Annotated in this window: 23 protein-coding genes; 15 read left to right on the top strand and 8 right to left on the bottom strand. The window is 58.0% G+C overall.

Annotated elements, in window-relative coordinates:
• Positions 1 to 112 precede the first annotated feature (112 nt).
• Positions 113 to 1,174, bottom strand: a complete 1,062-nt coding sequence (gene recA / locus D3871_RS04580; RefSeq protein ID WP_119767821.1) for a recombinase RecA — start codon at positions 1,172 to 1,174, stop codon at positions 113 to 115.
• 240 nt (positions 1,175 to 1,414) lie between these two features.
• Between recA and D3871_RS04575 the strand changes: the two genes are divergently transcribed.
• The 8 genes from D3871_RS04575 (at position 1,415) to D3871_RS04540 (ending at position 10,434) form a co-directional block, all read left to right on the top strand.
• Positions 1,415 to 2,116, top strand: coding sequence for a response regulator transcription factor (locus D3871_RS04575; protein ID WP_119767820.1), 702 nt, complete (start codon positions 1,415 to 1,417; stop codon positions 2,114 to 2,116).
• Positions 2,117 to 2,124: 8 nt separating this feature from the next.
• Positions 2,125 to 3,672: a sensor histidine kinase gene (locus D3871_RS04570; RefSeq protein WP_119767819.1), complete on the top strand. Its 1,548-nt coding sequence runs from the start codon at positions 2,125 to 2,127 to the stop codon at positions 3,670 to 3,672.
• On the top strand, positions 3,672 to 3,947 hold the full coding sequence (locus D3871_RS04565; protein ID WP_119767818.1) for a DUF4212 domain-containing protein: 276 nt from the start codon (positions 3,672 to 3,674) through the stop codon (positions 3,945 to 3,947). The genes D3871_RS04570 and D3871_RS04565 overlap by 1 nt, the downstream gene beginning before the upstream one ends.
• On the top strand, positions 3,937 to 5,973 hold the full coding sequence (locus D3871_RS04560) for a sodium:solute symporter family protein (RefSeq protein ID WP_119769889.1): 2,037 nt from the start codon (positions 3,937 to 3,939) through the stop codon (positions 5,971 to 5,973). The genes D3871_RS04565 and D3871_RS04560 overlap by 11 nt, the downstream gene beginning before the upstream one ends.
• Positions 5,974 to 6,104: 131 nt before the next feature.
• Positions 6,105 to 7,517: a circularly permuted type 2 ATP-grasp protein gene (locus D3871_RS04555; protein WP_119767817.1), complete on the top strand. Its 1,413-nt coding sequence runs from the start codon at positions 6,105 to 6,107 to the stop codon at positions 7,515 to 7,517.
• A gap of 1 nt (position 7,518) precedes the next feature.
• On the top strand, positions 7,519 to 8,481 hold the full coding sequence (locus tag D3871_RS04550) for an alpha-E domain-containing protein (RefSeq protein ID WP_119767816.1): 963 nt from the start codon (positions 7,519 to 7,521) through the stop codon (positions 8,479 to 8,481).
• Positions 8,482 to 8,483: 2 nt separating this feature from the next.
• Positions 8,484 to 9,293 (top strand): transglutaminase family protein, encoded by an 810-nt coding sequence (locus D3871_RS04545; RefSeq protein WP_119767815.1) that lies wholly within the window; start codon positions 8,484 to 8,486, stop codon positions 9,291 to 9,293.
• Between the two features lie 262 nt (positions 9,294 to 9,555).
• Positions 9,556 to 10,434 carry a proteasome-type protease gene (locus tag D3871_RS04540; protein ID WP_119769888.1) on the top strand — a complete coding sequence of 293 codons (879 nt, stop codon included), beginning with the start codon at positions 9,556 to 9,558 and terminating at the stop codon, positions 10,432 to 10,434.
• Positions 10,435 to 10,496: 62 nt separating this feature from the next.
• Here the strand turns inward: D3871_RS04540 and purM are convergent, their stop codons facing one another.
• A complete protein-coding gene (gene purM, locus D3871_RS04535; RefSeq protein ID WP_119767814.1) occupies positions 10,497 to 11,540 on the bottom strand; it encodes a phosphoribosylformylglycinamidine cyclo-ligase in 1,044 nt (347 codons plus the stop codon).
• A gap of 164 nt (positions 11,541 to 11,704) precedes the next feature.
• On the opposite strand from purM, the gene hda reads away from it, so the two are divergent.
• The 7 genes from hda to panB are packed head-to-tail and all read left to right on the top strand — an operon-like array spanning position 11,705 to position 16,721.
• Positions 11,705 to 12,388 (top strand): DnaA regulatory inactivator Hda, encoded by a 684-nt coding sequence (gene hda / locus D3871_RS04530; protein WP_119767813.1) that lies wholly within the window; start codon positions 11,705 to 11,707, stop codon positions 12,386 to 12,388.
• Positions 12,388 to 13,056 carry a histidinol-phosphatase gene (locus D3871_RS04525; protein WP_119767812.1) on the top strand — a complete coding sequence of 223 codons (669 nt, stop codon included), beginning with the start codon at positions 12,388 to 12,390 and terminating at the stop codon, positions 13,054 to 13,056. Before hda ends, D3871_RS04525 begins: the two co-directional genes overlap by 1 nt.
• Complete coding sequence (gene pcnB / locus D3871_RS04520) at positions 13,053 to 14,414, top strand: polynucleotide adenylyltransferase PcnB (protein ID WP_119767811.1); 1,362 nt, start codon at positions 13,053 to 13,055, stop codon at positions 14,412 to 14,414. The genes D3871_RS04525 and pcnB overlap by 4 nt, the downstream gene beginning before the upstream one ends.
• A complete protein-coding gene (gene folK, locus D3871_RS04515; protein ID WP_119767810.1) occupies positions 14,411 to 14,896 on the top strand; it encodes a 2-amino-4-hydroxy-6-hydroxymethyldihydropteridine diphosphokinase in 486 nt (161 codons plus the stop codon). The genes pcnB and folK overlap by 4 nt, the downstream gene beginning before the upstream one ends.
• A 3-nt stretch (positions 14,897 to 14,899) precedes the next feature.
• The gene (locus D3871_RS04510) at positions 14,900 to 15,247 is read left to right on the top strand and encodes a DMT family protein (RefSeq protein ID WP_119767809.1); all 348 of its coding nucleotides are present in this window, start codon (positions 14,900 to 14,902) and stop codon (positions 15,245 to 15,247) included.
• A complete protein-coding gene (locus tag D3871_RS04505) occupies positions 15,244 to 15,885 on the top strand; it encodes a deoxynucleoside kinase (protein WP_119767808.1) in 642 nt (213 codons plus the stop codon). Before D3871_RS04510 ends, D3871_RS04505 begins: the two co-directional genes overlap by 4 nt.
• A 5-nt stretch (positions 15,886 to 15,890) precedes the next feature.
• Positions 15,891 to 16,721, top strand: coding sequence for a 3-methyl-2-oxobutanoate hydroxymethyltransferase (gene panB, locus D3871_RS04500; RefSeq protein WP_119767807.1), 831 nt, complete (start codon positions 15,891 to 15,893; stop codon positions 16,719 to 16,721).
• A 67-nt stretch (positions 16,722 to 16,788) separates the two neighbouring features.
• Here panB and can read toward each other — a convergent pair whose 3' ends face one another.
• The 6 genes from can to hemH form a co-directional block, all read right to left on the bottom strand.
• The gene (gene can / locus D3871_RS04495; protein ID WP_119767806.1) at positions 16,789 to 17,460 is read right to left on the bottom strand and encodes a carbonate dehydratase; all 672 of its coding nucleotides are present in this window, start codon (positions 17,458 to 17,460) and stop codon (positions 16,789 to 16,791) included.
• 343 nt (positions 17,461 to 17,803) lie between these two features.
• Complete coding sequence (locus tag D3871_RS04490; protein ID WP_119767805.1) at positions 17,804 to 18,421, bottom strand: chalcone isomerase family protein; 618 nt, start codon at positions 18,419 to 18,421, stop codon at positions 17,804 to 17,806.
• Positions 18,422 to 18,631: 210 nt separating this feature from the next.
• A complete protein-coding gene (gene dnaJ / locus D3871_RS04485; RefSeq protein WP_119767804.1) occupies positions 18,632 to 19,762 on the bottom strand; it encodes a molecular chaperone DnaJ in 1,131 nt (376 codons plus the stop codon).
• Between the two features lie 98 nt (positions 19,763 to 19,860).
• Entirely contained in the window at positions 19,861 to 21,807 is a 1,947-nt protein-coding gene (dnaK, locus tag D3871_RS04480; protein WP_119767803.1) for a molecular chaperone DnaK, read from the bottom strand.
• Between the two features lie 147 nt (positions 21,808 to 21,954).
• Positions 21,955 to 22,500 carry a nucleotide exchange factor GrpE gene (gene grpE / locus D3871_RS04475; protein ID WP_274381745.1) on the bottom strand — a complete coding sequence of 182 codons (546 nt, stop codon included), beginning with the start codon at positions 22,498 to 22,500 and terminating at the stop codon, positions 21,955 to 21,957.
• Positions 22,501 to 22,978: 478 nt separating this feature from the next.
• Positions 22,979 to 24,085, bottom strand: a complete 1,107-nt coding sequence (gene hemH, locus D3871_RS04470; RefSeq protein WP_119767802.1) for a ferrochelatase — start codon at positions 24,083 to 24,085, stop codon at positions 22,979 to 22,981.
• Between the last annotated feature and the right edge of the window lie 8 nt (positions 24,086 to 24,093).

Here is a 24,093-nt window from a genome sequence, read left to right as displayed (position 1 = left end):
CGCCAATGAAATATTCCGGCGACAGGCGCGGGCTCTTTCACGTGAAGTAAGCAGTTAAGGATGTGTGGGAGCACCAGGTATGCGCCCTACACAATCACGTCATTGTTGCTGGTTACTCGGAGTCTGATGCGGTAGCAGTTTCGGCTGCAGTTGGGGGCAATTCCCGAACGCCCAGCGATGCACGTACCTTATTTTCAATTTCGCGAGCCAGTTCCGGGTGCTCTTTCAGGTAGTTGCGTGCATTGTCCTTGCCTTGCCCAATCCGTTCGCCGTTATAGCTGTACCAGGCGCCCGATTTTTCGACGATCTTTGCTTCAGAGCCCAGATCCAGGATCTCGCCTTCACGGGAAGTACCTTCTCCGTACAGAATGTCAAAATGCGCTTCCCTGAACGGCGGAGCGACTTTGTTCTTGACTACCTTCACCTTGGTTTCGTTACCAATGACTTCGTCGCCCGACTTGATGGAACCGGTGCGGCGGATATCCAGACGCACGGAGGCGTAAAACTTCAGCGCATTGCCGCCGGTCGTCGTTTCCGGATTACCGAACATCACACCGATCTTCATACGAATCTGGTTGATGAAGATAACGAGGGTATTGGTACGGTTGATGCTGCCTGTCAATTTACGCAGCGCCTGGGACATCAGTCGCGCTTGCAAGCCAGGCAGGGAATCGCCCATGTCGCCTTCGATTTCCGCACGTGGCGTCAATGCCGCTACCGAGTCGACAACAACCAGGTCGACGCTACCGGAGCGCACCAGCGCATCGCAGATTTCCAACGCCTGCTCGCCTGTGTCAGGCTGAGAGATCAGCAACTCAGAGAGATTGACACCCAGTTTTTGGGCATACACCACGTCCAGCGCATGTTCGGCATCGATAAAGGCACAGGTGCCGCCAAGTTTCTGCATCTCTGCAATTGCCTGCAGGGTCAGCGTTGTTTTACCGGAAGATTCCGGACCATAGATTTCAACGACACGGCCACGTGGCAGGCCGCCAACGCCGAGTGCGATATCGAGACCGAGCGAGCCCGTCGAAACCACCTGCACTTCTTCCGCAACGGCGCCGTCCACCATGCGCATCACGGAGCCCTTGCCAAACTGCTTTTCAATCTGCGCAAGCGCTGCCGCAAGAGCCTTGCTTTTTTCGGGATTTTGCGCTGCTTTCTTTTCGTCCATAACAGTGTTCTTTCGACGGTTAAATATTAATGAATAGCGAGTCTCGGATATTGAGGCGCCTTTCAACGTCACAAGGCATACTGTATAAAAAAACAGTGATTGATGCAAGCAGGATTTTCCAATCCCGACAAACTTTATTAAGATGGTAGGCGTGGCTGCCGCCTCCAAGGAATCAGCCGCCTTGCCGACATGGATTAAAGGCAATAGACTTACTTATCTTAGATTGCGGTTCTTTCTATCATGCGCATCCTTCTTGCCGAAGACGACAGTGTACTAGCCGATGGCCTCACTCGCTCCTTGCGGCAATCCGGGTATGCGACCGATTGCGTGAAAAACGGCCTGGAAGCGGATTCCGCACTCTCCACCCAAGATTTCGACTTGCTGATCCTGGATCTTGGCTTGCCGAAAATGCAGGGTCTGGAAGTGCTGCGCCGGCTGCGCGCACGTAATTCACACCTGCCGGTGCTCATTCTTACAGCCGGCGATTCGGTCGAACAGCGGGTAAAGGGACTGGACTTGGGTGCCGATGATTTCATGGCCAAGCCGTTTGCCTTGTCGGAACTCGAAGCACGGGTGCGCGCGCTGACGCGGCGCGGCGCCGGCGGCGGCCCTACGGTCATCAAGCATGGGCCGCTATCCTACGATCAGGTCGGACGTATCGCCTACATGAACGAGCAGATGCTGGACTTGTCGGCCCGCGAACTCGGCCTGCTGGAAGTGCTTTTGCAGCGCACCGGCCGCCTCGTATCGAAGGAACAGCTGGTCGACCACTTGTGCGAGTGGGGCGAAGAGGTCAGCAACAACGCCATCGAAGTGTATGTGCATCGCCTGCGCAAGAAGATCGAATTGGGCGGCGTACGGATCGCGACGGTGCGCGGCCTTGGTTATTGCCTTGAGAAATATTCCGATGCTGCGGCACATGGTGCGCCGGCATCAAGCTGATCCGACTCATGAGCGACACCCCGCGTGAGGATGGCAGCCCGACCGCTTCCGAACTGTCTCCGCTCGCGGCCTATGACGATGTTGCGACCCAACCGGAAGAGCATATACAGCGCTCTCTCTTCGGAGAAATCCTCGACTGGATGCTGGTACCGCTACTGTTGCTGTGGCCGATGAGCATTGCCATCACTTATCTCGTCGCCAAATCGATCGCCAACCATCCTTTCGACCGCGCGCTTGACGACAATGTGATCGTTCTCGCCCAGCAGGTAAAGGAAGTCAACGGCAAAGTGGTGCCGCAATTGCCGGGCCCCGCGCGCGATATCCTGCGCGCCGATGATATCGACAATGTCTTTTTTCAGATTATCGGTCCCAAGGGGGAATTCATCGACGGCGACGATGATCTGCCGCTGCCCGTCGATGAGGAACGACCGCCGACCGGTGCGGTGAAGCTGCGCAACGATACCATGCGCGGCACCGAGGTGCGGGTCGCCTATGTGTATGTCGATCTCAGGCGCTCGCGCAATGCGCCCAAGGCAAGAGAGCCGTATGTGGCACTGGTACAGGTGGCCGAAACGCTGGACAAGCGCGCCCAACTGGCCAATGAAATCATCAAGGGCGTGATCCTGCCGCAGTTCATCATCCTGCCCATCGCTTTGGCCCTGGTGTGGTTCGCACTGTCACGGGGCTTGTCGCCGCTGGCGGAACTGCAGCAACGCATCCGTGCCCGACGGCCGGATGATTTGAGTCCGATCGAATCAGGTCAGGTGCCGGAAGAAATTTCTCCGCTCGTGCGGTCGCTCAACGACTTGCTTGAGCGCCTATCGCAAAGCATAGAAATGCAGAAGCGCTTCATTGCCGACGCTGCGCATCAGATGAAGACGCCTCTGGCCGGCATGCGCATGCAATCCGAGCTGGCGTTGCGCGAAACCCGTCCGGATGAAATCCACCGCTCCCTCGAACAATTATCAAAAAGCTCGGAAACGGCGACACGCCTGGTCAATCAATTGCTGGCCCTGGCACGCGCGGAAAATGAGACACCGGAATCCAAACCGCTCATGCCGCTGGAACTGTCGGAACTGGCGCGCAATGTCGTGCACGATTGGGTGCAGCAATCCTTCACCCAGCGTATCGATCTCGGTTTCGAACAGCCCGGCCACCCGATCATGGTGACGGGGAACGCGGTAATGCTGCGCGAGTTGCTCAGTAATCTGATCGACAATGCGCTGCGGTACACCCCGGCAGGCGGCAGCGTCACGGTACGCGTGCGTGCCAACGTGACCGAAGAGCAGGCGATACTTGAAGTCGAGGACACCGGCCCAGGCATTCCACCGGCCGAGCGCGGCCACGTCTTCGAGCGTTTCTATCGCATCCTGGGCAGCAATGTCGAGGGCAGCGGCCTCGGTTTGTCGATCGTGCGCGAGATCGCCCAGCAGCACGGAGCGACGGTCGAAATCTATAACAACCCGCATTGCCATGATCCCAAGCGTCCGGGCAGCCTGTTCCGCGTCATCCTGCGCATGGAACAGCGGCCCGACTTCATCGAGGATATCGGCTGATGGATGCCCAGACCGTCTTGTATCGCCGCGCCCTGTATTGGCGCCGCGTGCGGCGTTTTACCGGCGTGCTGATTGCGATATGGTTTTCGATGACGTTCGGGTTGACTTTCTTCGCGCGCGAACTATCCGGCTTTACCATCCTGGGCTGGCCATTTTCCTTTTATATGGCAGGCCAGGGCTTGACGGTGTTGTACCTAGTGATTGTCGCCGTTTATATGCAACACATGAGCCGCCTCGACCGGCTGCTTGACGATGAGCCTGCCGATGCCGAATAAATCGTTTTCACGCCGCCTCTCTATCTATTACAGCTGGTACACGCTCGGCTTCATCGTATTCCTGATCGCCTTGGCCATCCTCGAGAAAGAAGGGTTTCCGCGTGCGTGGATAGGCTACATGTTCATGTTCTCGACCATCGTGCTGTATGCCGGGATCGGGGTGATCAGCCGCACCTCGGATGTTTCCGAATACTATGTGGCGGGAAGACGCGTGCCGCCATTATTCAATGGCATGGCAACCGCCGCAGACTGGATGTCGGCAGCCAGCTTCATCAGTCTGGCGGGCGGCCTGTACGTCATGGGTTTCGACGGGCTGGCGTACATCCTGGGCTGGACCGGCGGCTATTGTCTGGTGGCGCTGTTGATTGCCCCCTTCCTCAACAAGTTCGGGCAATACACCATTCCGGACTTTCTCGCGGCGCGTTACACCGGGCGCTATAGCGGCAATATCGTGCGCGTGCTTGCAGTCATTGCAACCGTGGTAGTGTCGTTTACCTATGTGGTTGCGCAAATCTATGGTGTCGGCCTGATTACTTCGCGCTTTACCGGGGTCGATTTTTCGGTGGGCATCTTCCTCGGCCTGGCGAGTATCCTGGTGTGCTCCTTTCTGGGTGGCATGCGGGCGATCACATGGACCCAGGTCGCGCAGTACATCATCATCATCATTGCCTACATGATTCCGGTGATGTGGCTGTCGGTCAAGCATACCAACGTCCCGATTCCGCAGTTGGCCTATGGCTCCGCGCTTTCCAAGCTCAGCGAACGCGAAAAGGAACTCAACAGCGACCCGATGGAACAGCAGGTGCGCGATATCTTCCGTCAACGCGCGGCCGAATATGACAATCGCCTGAAGAACCTGCCCAAATCATGGGAAGACGGCCTGGTCGACATGCAGCACCATGTCGAGGATCTCAAGCGCAGCAATGCGTCGCTGATCGAAATAAAGGCCGCCGGCAGAACGCTGGCGGCGTATCCCCGTGATGTGGCCGAGGCCGAACGCAAATGGCGCGAAGCAAAGGCCTACAACTTGGCGCGCTCGGAACCAGTGGTCGCCCATGAAACGCCCTTTCCCGGAAAGACCCAGAAAGCATCCGATACCAAGCGCAACAACTTCCTGGCGCTGGTCCTGTGCCTGATGATGGGAACGGCCGCCCTGCCCCATATTCTGGTGCGTTTCTATACGACGCCCACGGTGCGGCAGGCACGAAAATCGGTATTCTGGACGCTGTTCTTCATCATGCTGCTGTACATCACGGTGCCGGCGCTGGCGGTGCTGGTGAAATACGATATCTACACTTCGCTGGTTGGCACTCCCTTCTCCAAACTGCCGTCCTGGGTGTCCTACTGGGCGAGCGTGGACAAGATCAATCCGCTTGTCACCATCACCGACATGAACCGTGACGGCATCGTGCAATTGGCCGAGATCGTGATGGATGGCGATATCGTGGTGCTGGCGACGCCCGAGATCGCCGGCCTGCCTTACGTGATTTCAGGACTGGTGGCGGCCGGCGGGCTGGCAGCCGCGTTGTCGACTGCCGACGGACTGCTTCTGACCATTTCGAATGCTCTGTCGCACGACATTTATTACAAGACGGTGGATCCGACGGCATCCACCCAGAAGCGTGTGACGATCTCGAAACTGCTGTTGCTGGTCGTGGCGCTGATCGCCGCCTATGCAGCTTCGCTGAAGCCCGGCGATATCCTGTCCATGGTGGGCGCTGCCTTCTCGCTTGCTTCATCCACCTTGTTCCCCGCCCTGGTTTTGGGCGTTTTCTGGAAACGGGCGAACCAGCAGGGTGCAATCGCCGGCATGCTGGTCGGGTTTGCCGTATGCGTGTATTACATGATCCGCACCTATCCGGCACTCGGCGGCTCATCCTTGAATCAGTGGTTCGGGATCGCCCCGATCTCCGCCGGCGTGTTCGGCGTGCCTGCCGGCTTCCTGGCTATCGCGCTGGCCAGCCTGTGCACCGCCGCACCGGACCGGCGCACCGAAGCCTTGGTCGACCATATCCGCTTGCCATAACAAGGTCGGTCACGCACGGAAAAGCAGCGGAAACTTCCTTACTGGCACGTTTCTGGCATTAACCATGATCAAACTCAGCGCGGACGGCAACGTCTGCGCTAAGCTGATTGCATAACCATCCAAGCAAAGCCATGCCGAACTTTTTCGACGAGATGTATGCGGACGAAGCTTCTGTCCGAACCCACTACCGGCGCTTCCAGGACTGGCTGTCGACGCAGCCGCCGGAGGTCATAGACCGCAAGCGTACCGAAGCCGACTTCATATTCCGCCGGGTGGGCATCACGTTTGCGGTCTATGGAAACGACGCCGGCACCGAGCGGCTGATCCCTTTCGACATCATCCCGCGCATCATTCCGGCCAAGGAATGGGCACAGCTGGAAGCCGGCCTGGTGCAACGCGTCAAGGCGTTGAATATGTTTATTCACGATATCTATCATGATCAGAATATCGTGAAGGCGGGGGTGGTACCGGCCGAGCAGATTTTCCGCAATGCCCAATACCGCCCCGAGATGCAGGGTATTTCGGTGGTGTCCGACATCTATGCGCACATTGCCGGCGTCGATATCGTGCGTGCTGGCGAAGGCGAGTTCTACGTGCTGGAAGATAACCTGCGCGTGCCGTCCGGCGTGTCGTACATGCTGGAAGACCGCAAGATGATGATGCGCCTCTTCCCCGAACTGTTCGCGCATTACAAGATCGCGCCGGTCGCGCACTATCCGGACATGCTGCTGGATAACCTGCGTTCGGTCGCGCCGGTCGGCGTGTCAGATCCAACCGTCGTGGTCATGACGCCAGGCATGTACAACTCGGCCTATTTCGAGCATGCCTTCCTGGCGCAGCAAATGGGCGTTGAACTGGTGGAAGGCAAGGACTTGTTCGTCGACGATAATGCAGTCTACATGCGCACCACGCGCGGTCCGAAGCGCATCGATGTGATCTATCGGCGCATCGATGACGACTTCCTCGATCCGCTTGCCTTCCGCCCCGATTCATCGCTGGGCGTGCCGGGACTGCTGTCGGTATATCGCGCCGGACGGGTCACGCTGGCCAATGCGATTGGTACCGGCGTGGCCGATGACAAGTCGATCTATCCCTACGTGCCGAACATGATCAAGTTCTATCTGTCGGAAGATCCCATCCTGAACAATGTGCCGACCTACCAGTGTCGCAAGCAGGAAGACCTGCAGTACACGCTGGACAATCTGCCGGAACTGGTCGTCAAGGAAGTCCATGGCGCAGGCGGCTACGGCATGCTGGTCGGACCGGCATCGACCAAGGCGGAAATCGAAGCGTTCCGGCAGCGCCTGCTTGCCAAGCCGGACGGTTACATCGCACAGCCGACGCTGGCCTTGTCGGCCTGCCCTACCTATGTCGATGCCGGCATCGCGCCGCGCCATATCGACCTGCGCCCTTTCGTGCTATCAGGAAAAACCGTATCCATGGTCAAGGGAGGCCTGACCCGCGTGGCCTTGAACGAAGGCTCGCTGGTGGTCAATTCGTCACAAGGCGGCGGCACCAAGGACACCTGGGTTTTGGAGAGATGACATGCTGAGTCGCACCGCAGACCATTTATTCTGGATGGCCCGCTATACCGAACGTGCGGAAAACACCGCACGCATGCTGGACGTGAATGTGCAGACCGCGCTGCTGCCGCAATCGGCCGAAGCGGCTGAACAGGGCTGGCGCGCCATGCTCGGCATTTCTGAATTGCTGAGTGAATTCGACCACAAATACGGATTGCTCACGCCAAAGGACGTGCTCGACTTCATGGTGCGCGATCCGGACAATCCTTCATCCATCGTTTCATGCCTGACCCAGGCCCGGGAAAATGCGCGCGCGGTGCGCGGCACGCTGACCACCGAAGTCTGGGAAACCCAGAACGCCACTTATCTCGACCTGCAGAGCAAACTGCGCAACGGCTGGCTGGAAAACGACCCGAGCCAGTTCTTTGAATGGGTGAAATATCGCTCGCACCTGTCGCGCGGCGTGACGATAGGCACCATGCTCAAGGACGAGGCCTTTTATTTCATCCGGCTCGGCACCTTTCTTGAAAGGGCCGACAACACGGCGCGTATTCTCGATGTCAAGTTTCACGGCACCCAGTCGACCACCGAAACCGATGCGCATCCAGAAGAAGAAGCGCAACGGGATTTTTATTATTGGGCAGCGATCCTGCGCTCTGTCTCGGCCTTTGAAATTTACCGCAAGGTATACCGTGACGTGATCACACCCGAGCGCGTAGCCGAACTGCTGATGCTGCGCGGCGATATGCCGCGTTCGCTGCTCGCCTGCCTGGAAGAAGTCGTCAACAATCTGCAGCATGTTCACAACGATGTATCGTCCGATACCGAGCGGTTTGCCGGACGCCTGCATGCAGAACTGAAGTTCGGCAATATTCAGGAAATCCTGAAAGCAGGCCTGCATGATTATCTGACGCAATTTCTGGAGCGCGTGTACGAATTGGGCAATCGTGTCAGCCGCGATTTCCTCGTTCCGCTGGCCGCCTGACCATGCCACTTTCCATACGCCATGAGACGGTGTACCACTACACGGCGCCGCTCAATTACACCATTCAGCAGCTGCGGCTGACACCGCGCGTGGAACCGCATCAGCGCCTGCTGTCCTGGAACATCAGCAGCACCGGCCGGATGCACGACTTCGCAGACGCTTTCGGCAATCGATGCCATATGCTGACCATCTGCGGCCGGCATGATGAAGTGCGTATCGTCGCGTCCGGCACGGTTGACGTTGCCGCGCTGGATCGCGGCCGGCTTGCGACACCGGTCGATTTCTCGCCGCTGGTATTTACGGTGCCGACCCGCCTGACGGAAGCCGATGCGGCGCTGACGGAATTTGCGCATACGCGCTTGCGGACCGGTGCAGGCGCAAACAGCATGCTGTTGCTCGAACTTGCCGATGCCATCCAGGATGCGGTGCTGTATCAGACCGGAGCCACCGTGGTGACCTCGACCGCGGCAGAAGCCTTGCGTCTGAAACAAGGCGTCTGCCAGGACCACGCCCATCTTTTCCTGGCCTGCTGCCACGTGCACGGCATTCCTGCCCGTTATGTATCCGGCTACATCGATCCCGGCGACTCGTCACATGCGGAAAGCCATGCCTGGGTCGATGTGTGGGTAGATGAAGACGGGTTTTCCGGATGGGTAAGCATCGATGTGACGCATGCGCGCTTCACAGATGCATCGCATTGTCGGCTTGGCATCGGGCGAGACTATGATTCGGCGGCGCCGATCCGTGGCGTGCGGCGCGGCGGCGGCAATGAATCGCTCAGTGTCCGGGTTGAGGTCTTATACCAATCCTGACCCATAACGTGACATGAAATCGCGTCTTTTTCCGCCTGCCTGCGTTGCACTCGTCGTCAATAGCACTGCTATTGACGACGAGTGCGCCTTGCCAGACGAAAAAATCCATCGATTTCATTTGTCACGTTATGGGTCAGGATTGGTATTACCAACCGTGGCTACGATGTCGTAAGCAGCAAAAAATTAGGGAGTGAATCCGGATTCCACGGGGAAGGCAGAATGCTTCCTGTAGAATTTGGATTTTGCATTCCGTATTGCAATCATGACTTACTGCGTCGCCATGCGCCTCGAAGCGGGGCTGGTTTTCCTGTCCGATTCCCGTACCAATGCGGGCGTGGACCAAGTGAGCACCTTCCGCAAGATGACGGTGTTTGAAAACCCCGGCGACCGTATGCTGGTGCTGATGAGCGCCGGGAACTTGTCCATTTCGCAATCGGTGCGCCAGATCATCGCGGATCGCAGCGCTGTCGGCGGCAGAAGCATCTGGACCGCGTCGACCATGGATGAAGCGGCACAGATCGTTGGCGAAGCGGTGCGAACCGTCTATGAACGGGATGCCAAGTCATTGCGCGAATTCGGCATCGACTTCAATGTCAGCCTGATTTTCGGCGGCCAGATCAAGGGCGAGCGCTGCCGCCTGTTCCAAGTGTACTCGGCCGGCAATTTCATCGAATCGCATAACGAAAATACCTATTTTCAGATCGGCGAAGCCAAATACGGCAAGCCCATCATCGATCGCGTGATCAGTACCACCACGCCGCTCGATGAAGCGGCGAAATGCGCGCTGATTTCCATGGATTCGACACTGCGCTCGAACGTCTCGGTCGGACTACCACTGGATCTGCTGATCTACGAGGCGGACAAGTTTTCCGTGACCCGCTTTGTGACAATCGATGAAAAGAACCAGTATTTCCACATGATTCGCACCACCTGGGGCAAACAGCTCAAGGCGGTTTTCGAAGGTATTGACGACCCGGTATGGAATGCGGCGACCGATACGTCGCCGAATGCGCTTTCCACCATGGAGTCGCGCAGCCAGCCGGTTCGTGTCGCGCCACCGGCCGCCATCGCCGCGCCGAATGCCGATCCGGCGCCGCTGCAGACTTTGGCCGAGCAGAATCGGCCGCGACAACAGCACTGAAGACTCTCCAAAAGAAAAGGCGCCGATTGGCGCCTTTTCTTTTCAAGCCTTGATGCCTGCAATTACAGCACGATGGTCTGTGCTTCCTGGCCTTGGCGTTCACGGATTTCGCCGATCCGGCTGACGGTTTCGCCGGCGGCCTGCAACTGTGCGATCGCCGCGTCGGCGTTTTCCTTGGACACAATGACAATCATGCCGATGCCGCAATTGAATACGCGGTGCATTTCCGCGTCGGCCACGTTGCCATGCTGCTGCAGCCAGGTGAACAAGGGGGGCATCGTCCATGCATCGCGCTGCAATACCGCTGTCAGATTGTCACGCAATACGCGCGGCACGTTTTCCACCAGTCCGCCGCCGGTGATATGCGCCATGCCCTTGACTTCCAGGGATTGCATCAGCGCCAGCAATGGCTTGACATAGATATGTGTCGGTTCGAGGAGCACGTCGGCCAGGCGACGGCCGTGGAAGTCGGCATTCAGGTCGGGCTGGGCGACGGAAATGATCTTGCGGACCAGCGAATAGCCATTCGAATGCGCACCCGACGAAGCCAGGCCCAGGACCACATCGCCGGGTACGATCTTGCTGCCATCGATCAGCTTCGACTTTTCTACCGCGCCGACCGCAAAACCGGCCAGATCATATTCGCCATCCGGATACATGCTCGGCATTTCGGCGGTTTCGCCGCCGATCAGCGCGCAGCCGGCCAGTTCGCAGCCCTTGGCAATACCCTTGATCACATCGGTCGCGGACGGCACATCAAGCTTGCCGCAGGCGAAATAATCGAGGAAAAACAAGGGTTCCGCGCCTTGCACCAGGATGTCGTTGACGCTCATCGCAACCAGATCGATACCGACCGTGTCGTGCTTGTTGAGGTGGAATGCCAGCTTGAGCTTGGTTCCCACGCCGTCGGTGCCGGATACCAGTACCGGCTCCTTGTATTTCTTGCTGATCTCGAACAGCGCGCCGAAGCCGCCGATGCCGCCGAGCACGCCTTCGCGCATCGTACGTTTGGCAAAGGGCTTGATCGCTTCGACCAGGGCATCGCCGGCATCGATATCAACACCGGCATCGCGGTAGGAAAGGGGGACGTTGGAAGTGGAACTCATGATAGGAATAGGTGCAGAGGCGGTAAAATAGGCGGTTGGGGGCCAAAATCCGGCGACCAAACCGCTATTTTAACAAACCGATCCGTCCAAGCTTCCAGTTTCATGCCATTTTCTTTCCATTCCGAGCAGAAACCCAACCAATACGGCAGCTTCCGTCAAGCGTCATGAGGCAAATGCTGCTCGACCTGGGTGCGTCAAAGCCGCAAACCCTCGATTCTTTCGTCATAGGCAGGAATGCAGAGCTGATCCAGCTGCTGCGCGCTTTTGCAGCAAATACCGCCGCCTTGCCATCCGACCGTTTCGTATATCTCTGGGGCGAAGCGGGGTCCGGCAAGACGCATTTGCTGCATGCCATGGCAGGCAATAATGGCGCACGCTACATCCCCGCCGGCGCGGCGGTGGATGATTACCTGTACGACACTGGCACCGGCCTGTACCTGATGGACGATTGTCATCTGTTGTCGAGCGAGACGCAGATTGCTGCCTTTGCGCTATTCAATCAGGTCAAGGAAAACGGCGGCCTGCTGGTCAGCGCCGGCGACAAGCCGCCGATCGGACTCGCGTTGCGCGAAGACTTGCGTACCCGCCTGGGCTGGGGCCTGATCTATCAGCTGCACGGTCTGTCCGACGACGAAAAGATTGCCGCCCTGACGCAGGCGGCGCAAGCGCGCGGCGTCAACCTGTCGCCGGGCGTGTTACCCTACCTGATCACCCATTTCCGCCGGGATATGCGTTCCTTGTCGGCCATGCTCGATGCGCTGGACCAATATTCCCTGGAAACCCAGCGCCCGATCACGTTGCCCCTGTTACGCAGCCTGCTGCAACTCGAAGGTGAACCAAAAGCATAATGAATCTTGCCCTGTTTGATCTCGACCATACTCTGATACCGCTGGACTCCGATTACGAATGGGGCCAGTTCCTGGTTCGCATCGGCGCTGTCGACGCCGACGAATTCGCCCGCCGCAATGCGGCTTTCTATGCGCAGTATGAAGCCGGCAAGCTGGATCCGGTTGAATACCTGGAATTCGCACTCGGCACGCTCGCACAATTCCCGCGCCGGCAACTCGATGCCTGGCACCGGCAATTCATGGATGAAGTCGTCCGTCCCGGCATCAGGCCGGCTGCCCTCGATCTGCTCGCGCGCCACCGGGACGCGGGCGACGAAGTCGTCATCATCACGGCCACCAACCGCTTCGTGACCGCACCGATCGCACAAGCCCTGGGCGTGACCAATCTGATCGCGGCCGAGCCGGTCGAAACGCCGGAAGGCGAAATTACCGGCAAGCTGCACGGCATCCCGACCTCCGGCCCCGGCAAGGTCATGCACACCAATGAATGGCTGAGCGCGCAAGGAAAGACCCTGTCCAGCTTCGAGCGCAGTTATTTTTACAGCGATTCGCAAAACGACATTCCTTTGCTTTCCGCCGTTTCCCACCCGGTCGCCACCAACCCGAACGCCTTGCTGAAAGCCCATGCCCAGGCACAAGGCTGGCCCATCCTCTCCCTGTTCGAATGATTAAAAAGTTCATCAATCGCATACTTGGCGTAAAGAAGAAAGCGCCCAGCCACCACAAGCCGGTCGTGCTTGGCGCAAAGGACCACGGCATCAATCCGCAACTGCTGTCGTCCAACGCCATACGCGTGACGCAAACGCTGCAGGATGCCGGATTCAAGGCTTTCGTCGTCGGCGGCGCGGTGCGCGACCTGCTGCTGGGCATCAAGCCCAAGGATTTCGACGTGGCGACGAATGCGACCCCGGAACAGGTCAAAAAATTGTTTCGCCGTGCCTTCATCATCGGCAAGCGCTTTCAAATCGTGCACGTGATGTTCGGCCAGGACCTCATCGAAGTCACCACCTTCCGTGGCGCGTCGGCGGAGAGTGCGCCAAAGGATGAACATGGCCGGGTACTGCGCGACAATACCTTCGGCGAACAGCACGAAGACGCGGTGCGGCGCGATTTCACGATCAATGCGATGTACTACGATCCGGCCAGCCAGGAAGTGCTCGACTACCATCAGGGCATTGCCGATATCCGCAACAAGACCTTGCGCATCATCGGCATTCCGGAAGCGCGCTATCGCGAAGATCCAGTGCGCCTGCTGCGCGTGGTGCGCTTCGCCGCCAAGCTCGGGTTCGATATTGCTCCGGACACGCGTGAGCCGATCCAGATCATGGCGCCATTGATCAATAATGTGCCGGCCGCGCGCGTGTTCGATGAAATGCTCAAGCTGCTGATGAGCGGCCACGCGTTGGCTTGCCTGCAGCAGTTGCGCAAGGAAGGCTTGCACCACGGCTTGCTGCCCTTGCTGGATGTCGTGCTGGAACAGCCGCTGGGTGAAAAATTCGTCACGTTGGCGCTTGCCGGGACCGACCAGCGAGTACGCGAAGGCAAGCCGGTGTCGCCGGGCTTCCTATTCGCCGCCCTGCTCTGGCATCAGGTGCTGGAAAAATGGAACGCCTATCAGGCCGCCGGCGAATATCCGATTCCGGCGCTGCATCTGGCCGCCGACGACGTGCTGAATACGCAAACCGAGAAGCTGGCCTTGCAGCGCAAGATCGCGACCGACATGCGCGACATCTGGGCCATGCAGCCGCGCTTCGAACGCCGTGCCGGCAAGTCGCCCTACAAGATGCTGGAACATCTGCGCCTGCGTGCGGGCTACGATTTTCTGCTGCTGCGCTGCGCATCCGGCGAGATCGATGCCGAGATCGGCGAATGGTGGACTGCGTTCATGGCGGCCGATGGCGCCGAGCGCGAAGAGTTGCTGACCAGGAAGCCGAAAGCGGAAGGCGACAGCCAGGCGCCGAAAAAGCGTCGTCGACGCGGCGGGCGCAACAAGAAAAGCACTCCGGCCGAAGGCAGTCCGCAATGAGCGTAGTGCGCACGGCCTGCTACATCGGCATAGGCGCCAATCTGGGCGATGCGCAGGAACAGGTCGAGCGTGCGATTGCCGGACTCGGGCAACTGCCATCGACGACGCTTGCCGCGCGCTCCAGCCTGTTTCGGACGGCGCCGGTGGATGCCGGTGGTGACGACTATGTCAATGCGGTAGCCAAGCTGGATACCACGCTCACGGCGATTGCACTACTGGGCCATCTGCAGGCAATGGAAAATGCGTTCGGACGCGAACGCCCTTATCCAAATGCGCCGCGCACCCTGGACCTTGACCTTCTGCTGTACGGGCAAGAGATCATATCGAGCGATGTGCTGACCGTGCCGCATCCGCGCATGATACAGCGGGCCTTCGTGCTCATTCCCTTGCTGCAGGTGGATCCCTTTGTCCATATTCCCGGCCGGGGCGCTGCGCATACCTTCGTGCCCGGCGTCTCCGGGCAAAAGATCCAAAAAATTTAAGCGATGCAAATCCCGATATCCGTCCAGACAGTCGGTCTGCTGGCTCTGTCGAATGTCTTCATGACGGTGGCCTGGTATGGTCATTTGAAAAATCTCGCCAGCAAGCCATGGTGGGTGGCGGCGCTGCTCAGCTGGTCGATCGCGCTGTTTGAATACCTGCTGCAGGTCCCGGCCAACCGCATCGGCTATACCGAATTCAGTCTGGCGCAACTCAAGATCATGCAGGAAGCGATCACCCTGTCGGTGTTCGTGCCCTTTGCCATGATTTACATGAACCAGCCATTCAAGCTGGACTATGTCTGGGCCGCGCTCTGCCTGGTTGGCGCCGTTTACTTCATCTTCCGTTCATGAGTATCGATCGCTACAAATACATCGTTGTCGAGGGCCCTATCGGCGCCGGCAAAACCACGCTGACACGCAAGCTGGCCGAAGCCTTTCACGCGCACACGCTGCAGGAGCAGCCGCAGGACAATCCCTTCCTGGAAAAGTTTTATCGCGATCCGACACACTACGCGCTGTCGGCGCAGATGTTTTTCCTGTTCCAGCGCATGAACCAGTTACGCGAGCTGGCACAGACTGACTTGTTCAATGCACGTGTGGTGTCGGACTTTCTGCTGGACAAAGATCCTATCTTCGCCCGCCTTACGCTCGGCGACGACGAGTTGAACCTGTATCAGCAGCTCTACGATCACCTGCGTCCGCAGGCACCGATACCCGACCTGGTGATCTATCTGCAGGCGCAGCCGGAAACGCTGGTCGAGCGCGTGCGCAAGCGCGGGATTCCGATGGAAGCGGGCATTTCGGAAATGTACCTTTACCGGCTCTGTGAAAGTTATAGTCGTTTCTTTTATCATTACGACGCCGCACCGCTGCTGATCGTGAATACGGAAAACCTGAATCCGATCGAGCGCGACGACGACTTTCACCTGCTTCTCAAGCGGATCGACACGATGCGCGGCAAGCGGGAATTTTTCAATCTCGGGGAATAATCATCATGGCGGGATATCTGCAAGAAGCCGAACCGGCTGGCCGAGTCAAGGCAGTCACCGCGCCATCGCTGCTGGCGATGCGCACCGCAGGCGAAAAAATCGCCATGCTCACCTGTTACGACGCCAGCTTTGCGGCATTGATGGACCGTTGCGGCGTGGATGCGCTGCTCGTGGGCGACTCGCTTGGCAACGTCTGCCAGGGACATAGTTCCACCCTGCCCGTTACGCTGGCCGACATCGCCTACCATACGGCATCGGTTGCCCGTGGCAACAAGCACGCGTTGCTGATTGCCGACATGCCGTTCGGCACGTATGCAACGCCTGAGACGGCATTCGACAATGCCGTCAAGCTGATGCAGGCCGGCGCCCAGATGGTCAAGCTGGAAGGCGGCGCCTGGCTGGTCGATACGGTGCGTTTTCTGACCGAGCGCGCGGTGCCGGTCTGCGCGCATCTTGGTCTTACTCCGCAATCGGTGCATCAGCTGGGCGGGTTCAAGGTGCAGGGCAAGACGGCTGAAGGTGCGGAAAAGCTGAAGGCGGATGCGCTCGCGCTGCAGGAAGCGGGAGCATCGATCCTGGTGCTGGAAGCCATTCCCAGCGCACTGGGCAAGGAAGTGACTGAGTTGCTGGCCATGCCCACCATAGGCATCGGTGCGGGTGTCGACTGCTCGGGTCAGGTACTGGTCATGCACGACATGCTCGGCGTTTTCCCCGGACGCAAGGCGCGCTTCGTGAAAAACTTCATGGATGGACAGACCAGCATCGAGGCAGCGGTGCGTGGCTATATCGCTGCGGTCAAGGATCGATCATTCCCTGCCGCAGAGCATTGTTTCTGAAGGCGGTGTTTGAAGCAAAGATCCGGCCGTATGCTGATATGGCCGCGACCGGATCAAGGTCGGATAGTCATTCAGAAGGATTTTCGTAGCGTGCCAAACAAGCCGGCAGCTTGGCAGCAAGCTCATCCGCGTTACTGATAGTCAAACCGAGATCGCGCGCGAGCCCGTCATGCAAGCCATAGATCCAGCTATGGACGGACAAGGGCTGGCCGCGCTCCCATGCATCCTGAACAATGGTGGTCTGGCATACGTTGGCCACCTGTTCCAGCACATTCAATTCGCATAGACGGTCCTGACGCACCTTGGTCGGCAGCGTTTCGCCGAGATAGCGTTCGTGCTTCTGATGCACGTCCTGCACATGGCGCAGCCAGTTGTCGGCCAGTCCGATGCGCCGGCGCGCCAGCGCGGCATGCACGCCGGAGCAGCCGTAATGGCCGTTGACGATGATGTGCTTGACGCGTAACACATCGATCGCGAATTGCAGTACCGACAGGCAGTTCAGATCGGTATGCACGACCACATTGGCCACGTTCCGATGCACGAACAGTTCGCCCGGCAGCAGCCCGACGATTTCATTTGCCGGGACACGGCTGTCGGCGCAGCCTATCCACAAGTATTCCGGCGATTGCTGGGCTACAAGCTTTTTGAAAAAATCGGGGTCTTTCGCCACGATGGACGCTGCCCAGTTGCGGTTGTTGCGGAACAGGTGTTCCAGTGAGTTGTCGTTCGGTGTCGTCATGATGCCTTGTCCAGAGGTTCAATGAGCGCGCAGCCAAGCGGTATGCAAGGACGCGTACAGAAATAATCTGCACGGTCGATTGCGCACCATCACCATGTTGGCGTATATCGGCAGGGCTGTCATCGCGTCGATCCTGGCGCTCCCGTCCATGCGCGATCACTACGCTGACCATCAGGGCGCGTCGATCAAGGTCTGTAGGGAGGCCGATGAAGTGCGCAGGCGAAATCGCCATGCGCAGATGGAATTATACAGATGCAAACTTGATGGCCGCAGAAAGCGGCCATCGCAAGGCAGGATGAAGCGCCTGTTGAACGCGGTATGGGAAGGCGGCGCTCAGATCGTGTCAGCTATTGCCGCGCTGCGACTGTTCCGGCTTTTCGCCAAGCATGGCAGGCTTCAGTCCAGCGTCAACCGGCTTGTCGCCCAGCCAGATCTTGAGCAAGGCATTGTAGAACGTGGGATCGGGCAGCACGTCGGACACTTTCTTGCCATTGACATGAATGACCGTGCCGTTGCCCGGAATCCAGTCGGTGGTCAGTACGTCGCCCTTCTTCAGTTCGGGGATGGAAGCGAAGATTTCGCCGAATTTCTGCAACTGGCCGATGAATTTTGTTTTTTCGGCCCTGTCGCTGTTCTGATTGATTCCGGTCATGAAGCCGCGCCCCAGTTCTTCGTTGCTCACGTCGCGCAACATGACAATGGTCACCCGTTTTGCGCCCGGCGCGGAAAGGACGTCGGGCACCGATGTTTTCTTTTCCGGGAGATAGAGACCGGCAACATATACCTTGAAGATTGCCTTGTAGCGAATGCCGGCACCGTTGAGCTTGAGATCCTGGTTCGCAAGGCGCACGCTGTCATCGAGTTTGATTCCGCCGACTTCCATTGCAGAAGAGTTTGACATCATGGCGGCAGCGATGCCGACGGCGGCAAGTGCGCGGGTAATGCAAAAGCCAGATTTCATATCTACTCCGGGAAAGAATGTGGGTAGGCACATAAAAGAACGAACGAGCGTTTTATTATCCGGAGAAAAAATAGAGACGTACCTCTAATAACCGTTTCTTTTATTCATGTTTTCACGAATTTTCATGAAAAAAGCCGCCGGCCCATAAGGGACGGCGGCTTTCTTGATGGAGCTGGATGGAAACCGCACAAAACGCTTGCGCGGCGTCTCTTATTCGAAGAACTCCTTGACCTTGTCCTTCCATGACTTGCTTTGCGGACTGTGCTTTGAACCGCCTGCGTTGGTCAGCTGCTCGAACTCCTGCAACAGCTCTTTCTGCCGATCCGTGAGCTTGACTGGAGTTTCGACCACAACGTGGCAGAACAGATCTCCCGCATAACCCGAACGTACTCCCTTGATACCCTTGCTGCGCAAACGGAAGGTCTTGCCCGACTGGGTCCCTTCCGGAAGCGTGAACGAAGCCTTGCCATTCAATGTAGGCACTTCAACTTCGCCGCCCAGCGCCGCCTTGGCGAACGACACCGGAATCTCGCAATGCAGATCGTCGCCATCGCGCTGGAATACCGGGTGTTGCTTGATCCGGATTTCGACATACAGGTCGCCCGGCGGACCGCCGTTCATGCCCGGTTCGCCATTGCCGGAAGAACGGATACGCATGCCGTCGTCGATGCCGGCAGGGATCTTTACTTCCAGGGTCTTGTTGCGCTTGATGCGTCCCGCGCCGCTGCACGATGGGCAGGGGGTAGGAATGATCTTGCCGGTGCCATGGCACTTCGGGCAAGTCTGCTGAATGCTGAAGAAGCCTTGCTGCATCCGCACCTGACCCTGGCCGCCACAGGTAGTACATGTGGTCGGCGAGGTGCCCGGCTTGGCACCCGAGCCGTGACAGGTATCGCATCCGTCCCAGGACGGTACGCGAATGGTCGTGTCATAGCCGTGTGCCGCCTGTTCCAGCGAGATCTCGAGGTTGTAACGCAGGTCGGCACCGCGATAGACCTGCGGTCCGGCGCTGCGACCGCCACGCGCACCTTGTCCGAAGATATCGCCGAAGATGTCGCCGAACGCGTCGCCAAAGCCGCCGAATCCGGCGCCTGCGCCACCGCCGCCCATGTTGGGATCGACGCCGGCATGACCATAACGGTCGTATGCCTCGCGCTTGCTGCCGTCGGAAAGCATCTCGTAGGCTTCCTTCGCCTCCTTGAATTTATCTTCCGCACCTTTGCTGTCCGGGTTGCGGTCCGGATGGTATTTCATCGCAAGCTTGCGATATGCCTTCTTGATTTCATCTTCCGAGGCGTTTTTCGCTACACCAAGTACCTCGTAAAAATCGCGCTTTGCCATGTTGTCGGCATCCTGAATTTAAGCAAAAAAGCCGAGTCGAGAATCGCAGCGCGATCTTCGGCTCGGCGGGTCAGCACGGCGCGAGCCGCGTGACTGGGTTATTTATCTTTGACTTCCTTGAAGTCGGCATCGACCACGTCTTCTTCCTTGGCCTTGGACTCGGAAGCACCGCCCGCCGCGCCGGCTGCACCTGCCGCACCGTCGGCGCCTGCCTGCTGCGCCTGCGCGTCGGCATACATCTTCTCACCGAGCTTCTGGGCGGAAGTCGACAGGGCGGCGACCTTGGCGTCGATATCGGACTTGTCGTTACCCTTGAGGGCTTCTTCCAGATCCTTGACCGCTGCTTCGATCTTTTCCTTTTCGCCGCCGTCCAGCTTGTCGCCGTACTCGGTCAATGCCTTCTTGGTCGAGTGTACCAGCGCATCGCCCTGGTTACGCGCGTCGGCCAGTTCCTTCAGCTTCCTGTCTTCGTCGGCGTAAAGCTCGGCGTCCTTCACCATCTTCTGGATTTCCTCTTCGGTCAGACCGGAGTTCGCCTTGATGGTGATCTTGTTTTCCTTGCCCGATGCCTTGTCCTTCGCACCGACGTGCAGAATGCCGTTGGCGTCAATGTCAAACGTCACTTCGATCTGCGGAATGCCGCGCGGTGCCGGCGGGATGCCTTCGAGGTTGAATTCGCCCAACAGCTTGTTGCCGGTCGCGATTTCGCGCTCGCCCTGGTACACCTTGATTGTCACGGCCGGCTGGTTGTCGTCGGCAGTCGAGAACACCTGGCTGAACTTGGTCGGGATCGTGGTGTTTTTCTGGATCATCTTGGTCATCACGCCGCCCAGTGTCTCAATACCGAGCGACAGCGGAGTCACGTCCAGCAACAGCAAGTCCTTGCGATCGCCCGACAGAACGGAACCCTGGATCGCCGCGCCGACAGCGACGGCTTCGTCCGGGTTGACGTCCTTGCGCGGATCCTTGCCGAAGAATTCCTTGACCTTTTCCTGCACTTTCGGCATACGGGTCATGCCGCCCACCAGGATCACGTCCTGAATGTCGGAAACCTTGACGCCGGCATCCTTGATCGCGATGCGGCAAGGATCGATGGTGCGGGTGATCAATTCTTCGACCAGCGATTCGAGCTTGGCACGCGTGATCTTCATGTTCAGGTGCACGGGTGCGCCGCTGACCATTGCGATGTAGGGCTCGTTGATTTCAGTCTGCTGCGAAGAAGACAGCTCGATCTTCGCGCGCTCGGCGGAAGCCTTGATACGCTGCAGCGCGATCGCGTCCTTCGACAGGTCGAGGCCGTTGATTTTCTTGAATTCGTCGATGATGTAATCGATGATGCGCTGGTCGAAGTCTTCGCCGCCGAGGAAGGTGTCGCCATTGGTCGACAGCACTTCGAACTGCATTTCACCGTCGACGTCCGCGATCTCGATGATGGAGATATCGAAGGTACCGCCGCCGAGGTCGTACACGGCGATCTTGCGGTCGCCCTTGCCGCTCTTGTCGAGACCGAAAGCCAGCGCAGCCGCAGTCGGCTCATTGATGATGCGCTTGACGTCGAGGCCCGCAATGCGGCCGGCGTCCTTGGTCGCCTGGCGCTGCGCATCGTTGAAGTAAGCCGGCACGGTGATCACGGCTTCGGTGACTTCTTCGCCCAGATAGTCTTCGGCAGTCTTCTTCATCTTGCGCAGAATTTCTGCGGAAACCTGCTGCGCCGCGAGCTTCTTGTCGCGTACCTCCACCCAGGCGTCGCCGTTGTCTGCCTTGACGATCTTGTAAGGCATCAGGTTGATGTCCTTCTGCACTTCTTTTTCGTCGAACTTGCGACCGATCAGACGCTTGACTGCGTAAAGGGTATTGGTCGGATTGGTGACGGCCTGGCGCTTGGCCGGCGCACCGACGAGGATCTCGCCGTCATCCTGATAAGCAACCACGGATGGCGTGGTGCGTGAACCTTCGGAATTCTCGATGACTTTCCAGGTACCGCCTTCCATGACGGAGACGCAGGAATTGGTCGTACCCAAGTCAATGCCAATGATCTTGCCCATAATCTGTCCTTTTAAAAATCTGGATTTCTAATGCGTTGAATATGTGGAACAAAGCGCCTGTTTCAAGACTTTTTGCCGCCGGTTTTTCATTTTTTTGCGGCTGCTCAGACGCTTTTGGCCATCTTTCAGGCCCTGATGCCTGGTCGCTTACTGCGCTACCGTGACCAGTGCAGGGCGCAGCAAACGATCCGAAATCATGTAGCCTTTTTGCAGTACGCTGACGATCGTATTGGCGTCCTGCTCCGCAGGAACCATGGAAATAGCCTGATGCTTCATCGGGTCGAGTTTGTCGCCCGCCATCGGGTTGATTTCGAGCAAGCGATTACGCTCAAAGGCGGCCGACAACTGTTTCAGCGTCATTTCAACGCCTTCCTTGAGCGACTCTACCGCCGGCGTTTCCAGTTTCAACGCCATTTCAAGGCTGTCCTTCACTGGCACCAGCGCTTCAGCAAAGCTCTCGATCGCGAACTTGTGCGCCTTGGCGATATCTTCCTGCGCACGGCGACGGATATTTTCCGTATCCGCCTTGGCTCTCAGAAAAGCATCCTGAAGCTCGGCAACCTTGGCTTCCGCGGCGGCCAGCTTTTCATTCAGCGAATTGTCGACCTGCGGAGCCGGCGCTTCTGTTGCCACGGTTTCTTGCGGCTGAGTGGACTGTTCCACCTGTTCTTGCATTTTCTCTTGATCTTGCATCACAAAAAATCTCCAACAATCAATGACTTAGCGATAATTGCCTTACTACATGAGGGTATTCCATACTTTTTCAAGGGGGATTTTGAATGCTCCGATGAATCACCCAAACGCCGTCGTAGATGAATGCCAGTCGGCTTATCTAAAAGTTAAGCCTTGTTACACTCTTTACCCCTCGACCTGCTTTATTTTTGCGTGGATGGTACTAGCATGAATTTACAGGCATTGCGGCCTTCTACGTGGCCGCATGCAGATATGCAGAGATCATGAAACTTCCACTTATTTCGCTGTCTATCGTCGCCTATGTCCTGCTCGCGACTGCCTGGATTTGCAGTACGGATCTGATGCCGCTTTTGTAAGCCGGGCACCCGCAGCAGTGCTGCATTATCGCTTGGCCGCTTGTTGATTGAATCGCTTCAGACAGTGCGGGCCGTCGACCTTTGCCGTCATTTGGCGCCGTTTTCTCTTTACCTATTCCTACCTATTCGCGCGCGCCAAGACTTGTGGCTTGCTGACGCGAGACTTCCGCCTCCTTGCGCAGGTCATCGCGCATCAGTGGGGTCAGCACCGTCGGCCATCCGATCATGTGTTGCTCGGCAATTTCAGCCATTCCTGAAATCCAGGCATTGTCTTCGTTCAGGCAAGGGATGTAATGGAATTCCTTGCCGCCGGCAGTAAGAAAGTCTTGCTTCGCTTCCATCGCGATTTCTTCCAGCGTCTCCAAGCAGTCGCTGATAAAGCCTGGACAAATCACGTCGACGCGCCGCCTGCCTTCCCTTGCAAGCGCCTTCAAGGTCGGTGCGGTATACGGTTGCAGCCATTCCGCCTTGCCGAAACGCGACTGGAAGGTCACCACATACTCCTCCGCGCCAAGCTGCAATTGGGCGGCGAGCAGACGTGCCGTCTTGTGGCATTCGCAATGATACGGATCGCCCAGCATCAGCGTGCGTTTCGGCACGCCATGAAAGCTCATCACCAGTTTGTCGGGTCGGCCATGCATATCCCAATACGTGAGAATCGCCTTTTTCAATGCCAGCAGATAGCCTTCGTGGTCGTGATAATGCTTGACCAGCCGCAGTTCGGGAACATTGCGCACACGCGAGTAATGCTTGAATACCGCATCGAAGATGGAAGCGGTGGTGGTGCCGGAATACTGCGGGTAAGCGGGCAGGACAAGAATGCGGTCGCAGCCGTCGACCTTCAATTTATCCAGCACTTCCGGCAAGCCGGGCTGGCCATAACGCATTGCATGGACGACCTGTACGTCGTGACCGCGCTCGCCCAGATAACCGCGCAGGAGGCTGGCCTGCTTCTCGGTGTGGACCCGGAGCGGCGAGCCCTCCTTGGTCCAGATCGAAGCATACTTGGCCGCCGATTTCGACGAGCGGAACGGCAGGACGATGCCGTTCAGAATGAACCACCAGACCGCTTTGGGGATCTCGACCACGCGCGGGTCGGACAGGAACTGCCTCAGATAGCGCCGCAAGGCTGGCGCCGTCGGTGCATCGGGTGTGCCGAGGTTGACCAGCACGACAGCCGTTCTGGCGATCATGCCATGCTTGTAAGAAGGTTCCTTGTTAGGACGCATTGCTTGCC

The organism is Noviherbaspirillum saxi (assembly GCF_003591035.1).
GTDB lineage: Bacteria > Pseudomonadota > Gammaproteobacteria > Burkholderiales > Burkholderiaceae_D > Noviherbaspirillum > Noviherbaspirillum saxi.
The sequence above is the reverse complement of the archived record's forward strand: the minus strand, read 5'-3'. Positions and strand labels throughout refer to the sequence as shown.

Excerpts from the sequence above, each read along its gene's own strand:
- recA (WP_119767821.1), bottom strand. The coding sequence starts at position 1,174 with ATGGACGAAAAGAAAGCAGCGCAAAATCCCGAAAAAAGCAAGGCTCTT.
- D3871_RS04575 (WP_119767820.1), top strand. The coding sequence starts at position 1,415 with ATGCGCATCCTTCTTGCCGAAGACGACAGTGTACTAGCCGATGGCCTC.
- D3871_RS04570 (WP_119767819.1), top strand. The coding sequence starts at position 2,125 with ATGAGCGACACCCCGCGTGAGGATGGCAGCCCGACCGCTTCCGAACTG.
- D3871_RS04565 (WP_119767818.1), top strand. The coding sequence starts at position 3,672 with ATGGATGCCCAGACCGTCTTGTATCGCCGCGCCCTGTATTGGCGCCGC.
- D3871_RS04560 (WP_119769889.1), top strand. The coding sequence starts at position 3,937 with ATGCCGAATAAATCGTTTTCACGCCGCCTCTCTATCTATTACAGCTGG.
- D3871_RS04555 (WP_119767817.1), top strand. The coding sequence starts at position 6,105 with ATGCCGAACTTTTTCGACGAGATGTATGCGGACGAAGCTTCTGTCCGA.
- D3871_RS04550 (WP_119767816.1), top strand. The coding sequence starts at position 7,519 with ATGCTGAGTCGCACCGCAGACCATTTATTCTGGATGGCCCGCTATACC.
- D3871_RS04545 (WP_119767815.1), top strand. The coding sequence starts at position 8,484 with ATGCCACTTTCCATACGCCATGAGACGGTGTACCACTACACGGCGCCG.
- D3871_RS04540 (WP_119769888.1), top strand. The coding sequence starts at position 9,556 with ATGACTTACTGCGTCGCCATGCGCCTCGAAGCGGGGCTGGTTTTCCTG.
- purM (WP_119767814.1), bottom strand. The coding sequence starts at position 11,540 with ATGAGTTCCACTTCCAACGTCCCCCTTTCCTACCGCGATGCCGGTGTT.
- hda (WP_119767813.1), top strand. The coding sequence starts at position 11,705 with ATGAGGCAAATGCTGCTCGACCTGGGTGCGTCAAAGCCGCAAACCCTC.
- D3871_RS04525 (WP_119767812.1), top strand. The coding sequence starts at position 12,388 with ATGAATCTTGCCCTGTTTGATCTCGACCATACTCTGATACCGCTGGAC.
- pcnB (WP_119767811.1), top strand. The coding sequence starts at position 13,053 with ATGATTAAAAAGTTCATCAATCGCATACTTGGCGTAAAGAAGAAAGCG.
- folK (WP_119767810.1), top strand. The coding sequence starts at position 14,411 with ATGAGCGTAGTGCGCACGGCCTGCTACATCGGCATAGGCGCCAATCTG.
- D3871_RS04510 (WP_119767809.1), top strand. The coding sequence starts at position 14,900 with ATGCAAATCCCGATATCCGTCCAGACAGTCGGTCTGCTGGCTCTGTCG.
- D3871_RS04505 (WP_119767808.1), top strand. The coding sequence starts at position 15,244 with ATGAGTATCGATCGCTACAAATACATCGTTGTCGAGGGCCCTATCGGC.
- panB (WP_119767807.1), top strand. The coding sequence starts at position 15,891 with ATGGCGGGATATCTGCAAGAAGCCGAACCGGCTGGCCGAGTCAAGGCA.
- can (WP_119767806.1), bottom strand. The coding sequence starts at position 17,460 with ATGACGACACCGAACGACAACTCACTGGAACACCTGTTCCGCAACAAC.
- D3871_RS04490 (WP_119767805.1), bottom strand. The coding sequence starts at position 18,421 with ATGAAATCTGGCTTTTGCATTACCCGCGCACTTGCCGCCGTCGGCATC.
- dnaJ (WP_119767804.1), bottom strand. The coding sequence starts at position 19,762 with ATGGCAAAGCGCGATTTTTACGAGGTACTTGGTGTAGCGAAAAACGCC.
- dnaK (WP_119767803.1), bottom strand. The coding sequence starts at position 21,807 with ATGGGCAAGATCATTGGCATTGACTTGGGTACGACCAATTCCTGCGTC.
- grpE (WP_274381745.1), bottom strand. The coding sequence starts at position 22,500 with ATGCAAGATCAAGAGAAAATGCAAGAACAGGTGGAACAGTCCACTCAG.
- hemH (WP_119767802.1), bottom strand. The coding sequence starts at position 24,085 with ATGCGTCCTAACAAGGAACCTTCTTACAAGCATGGCATGATCGCCAGA.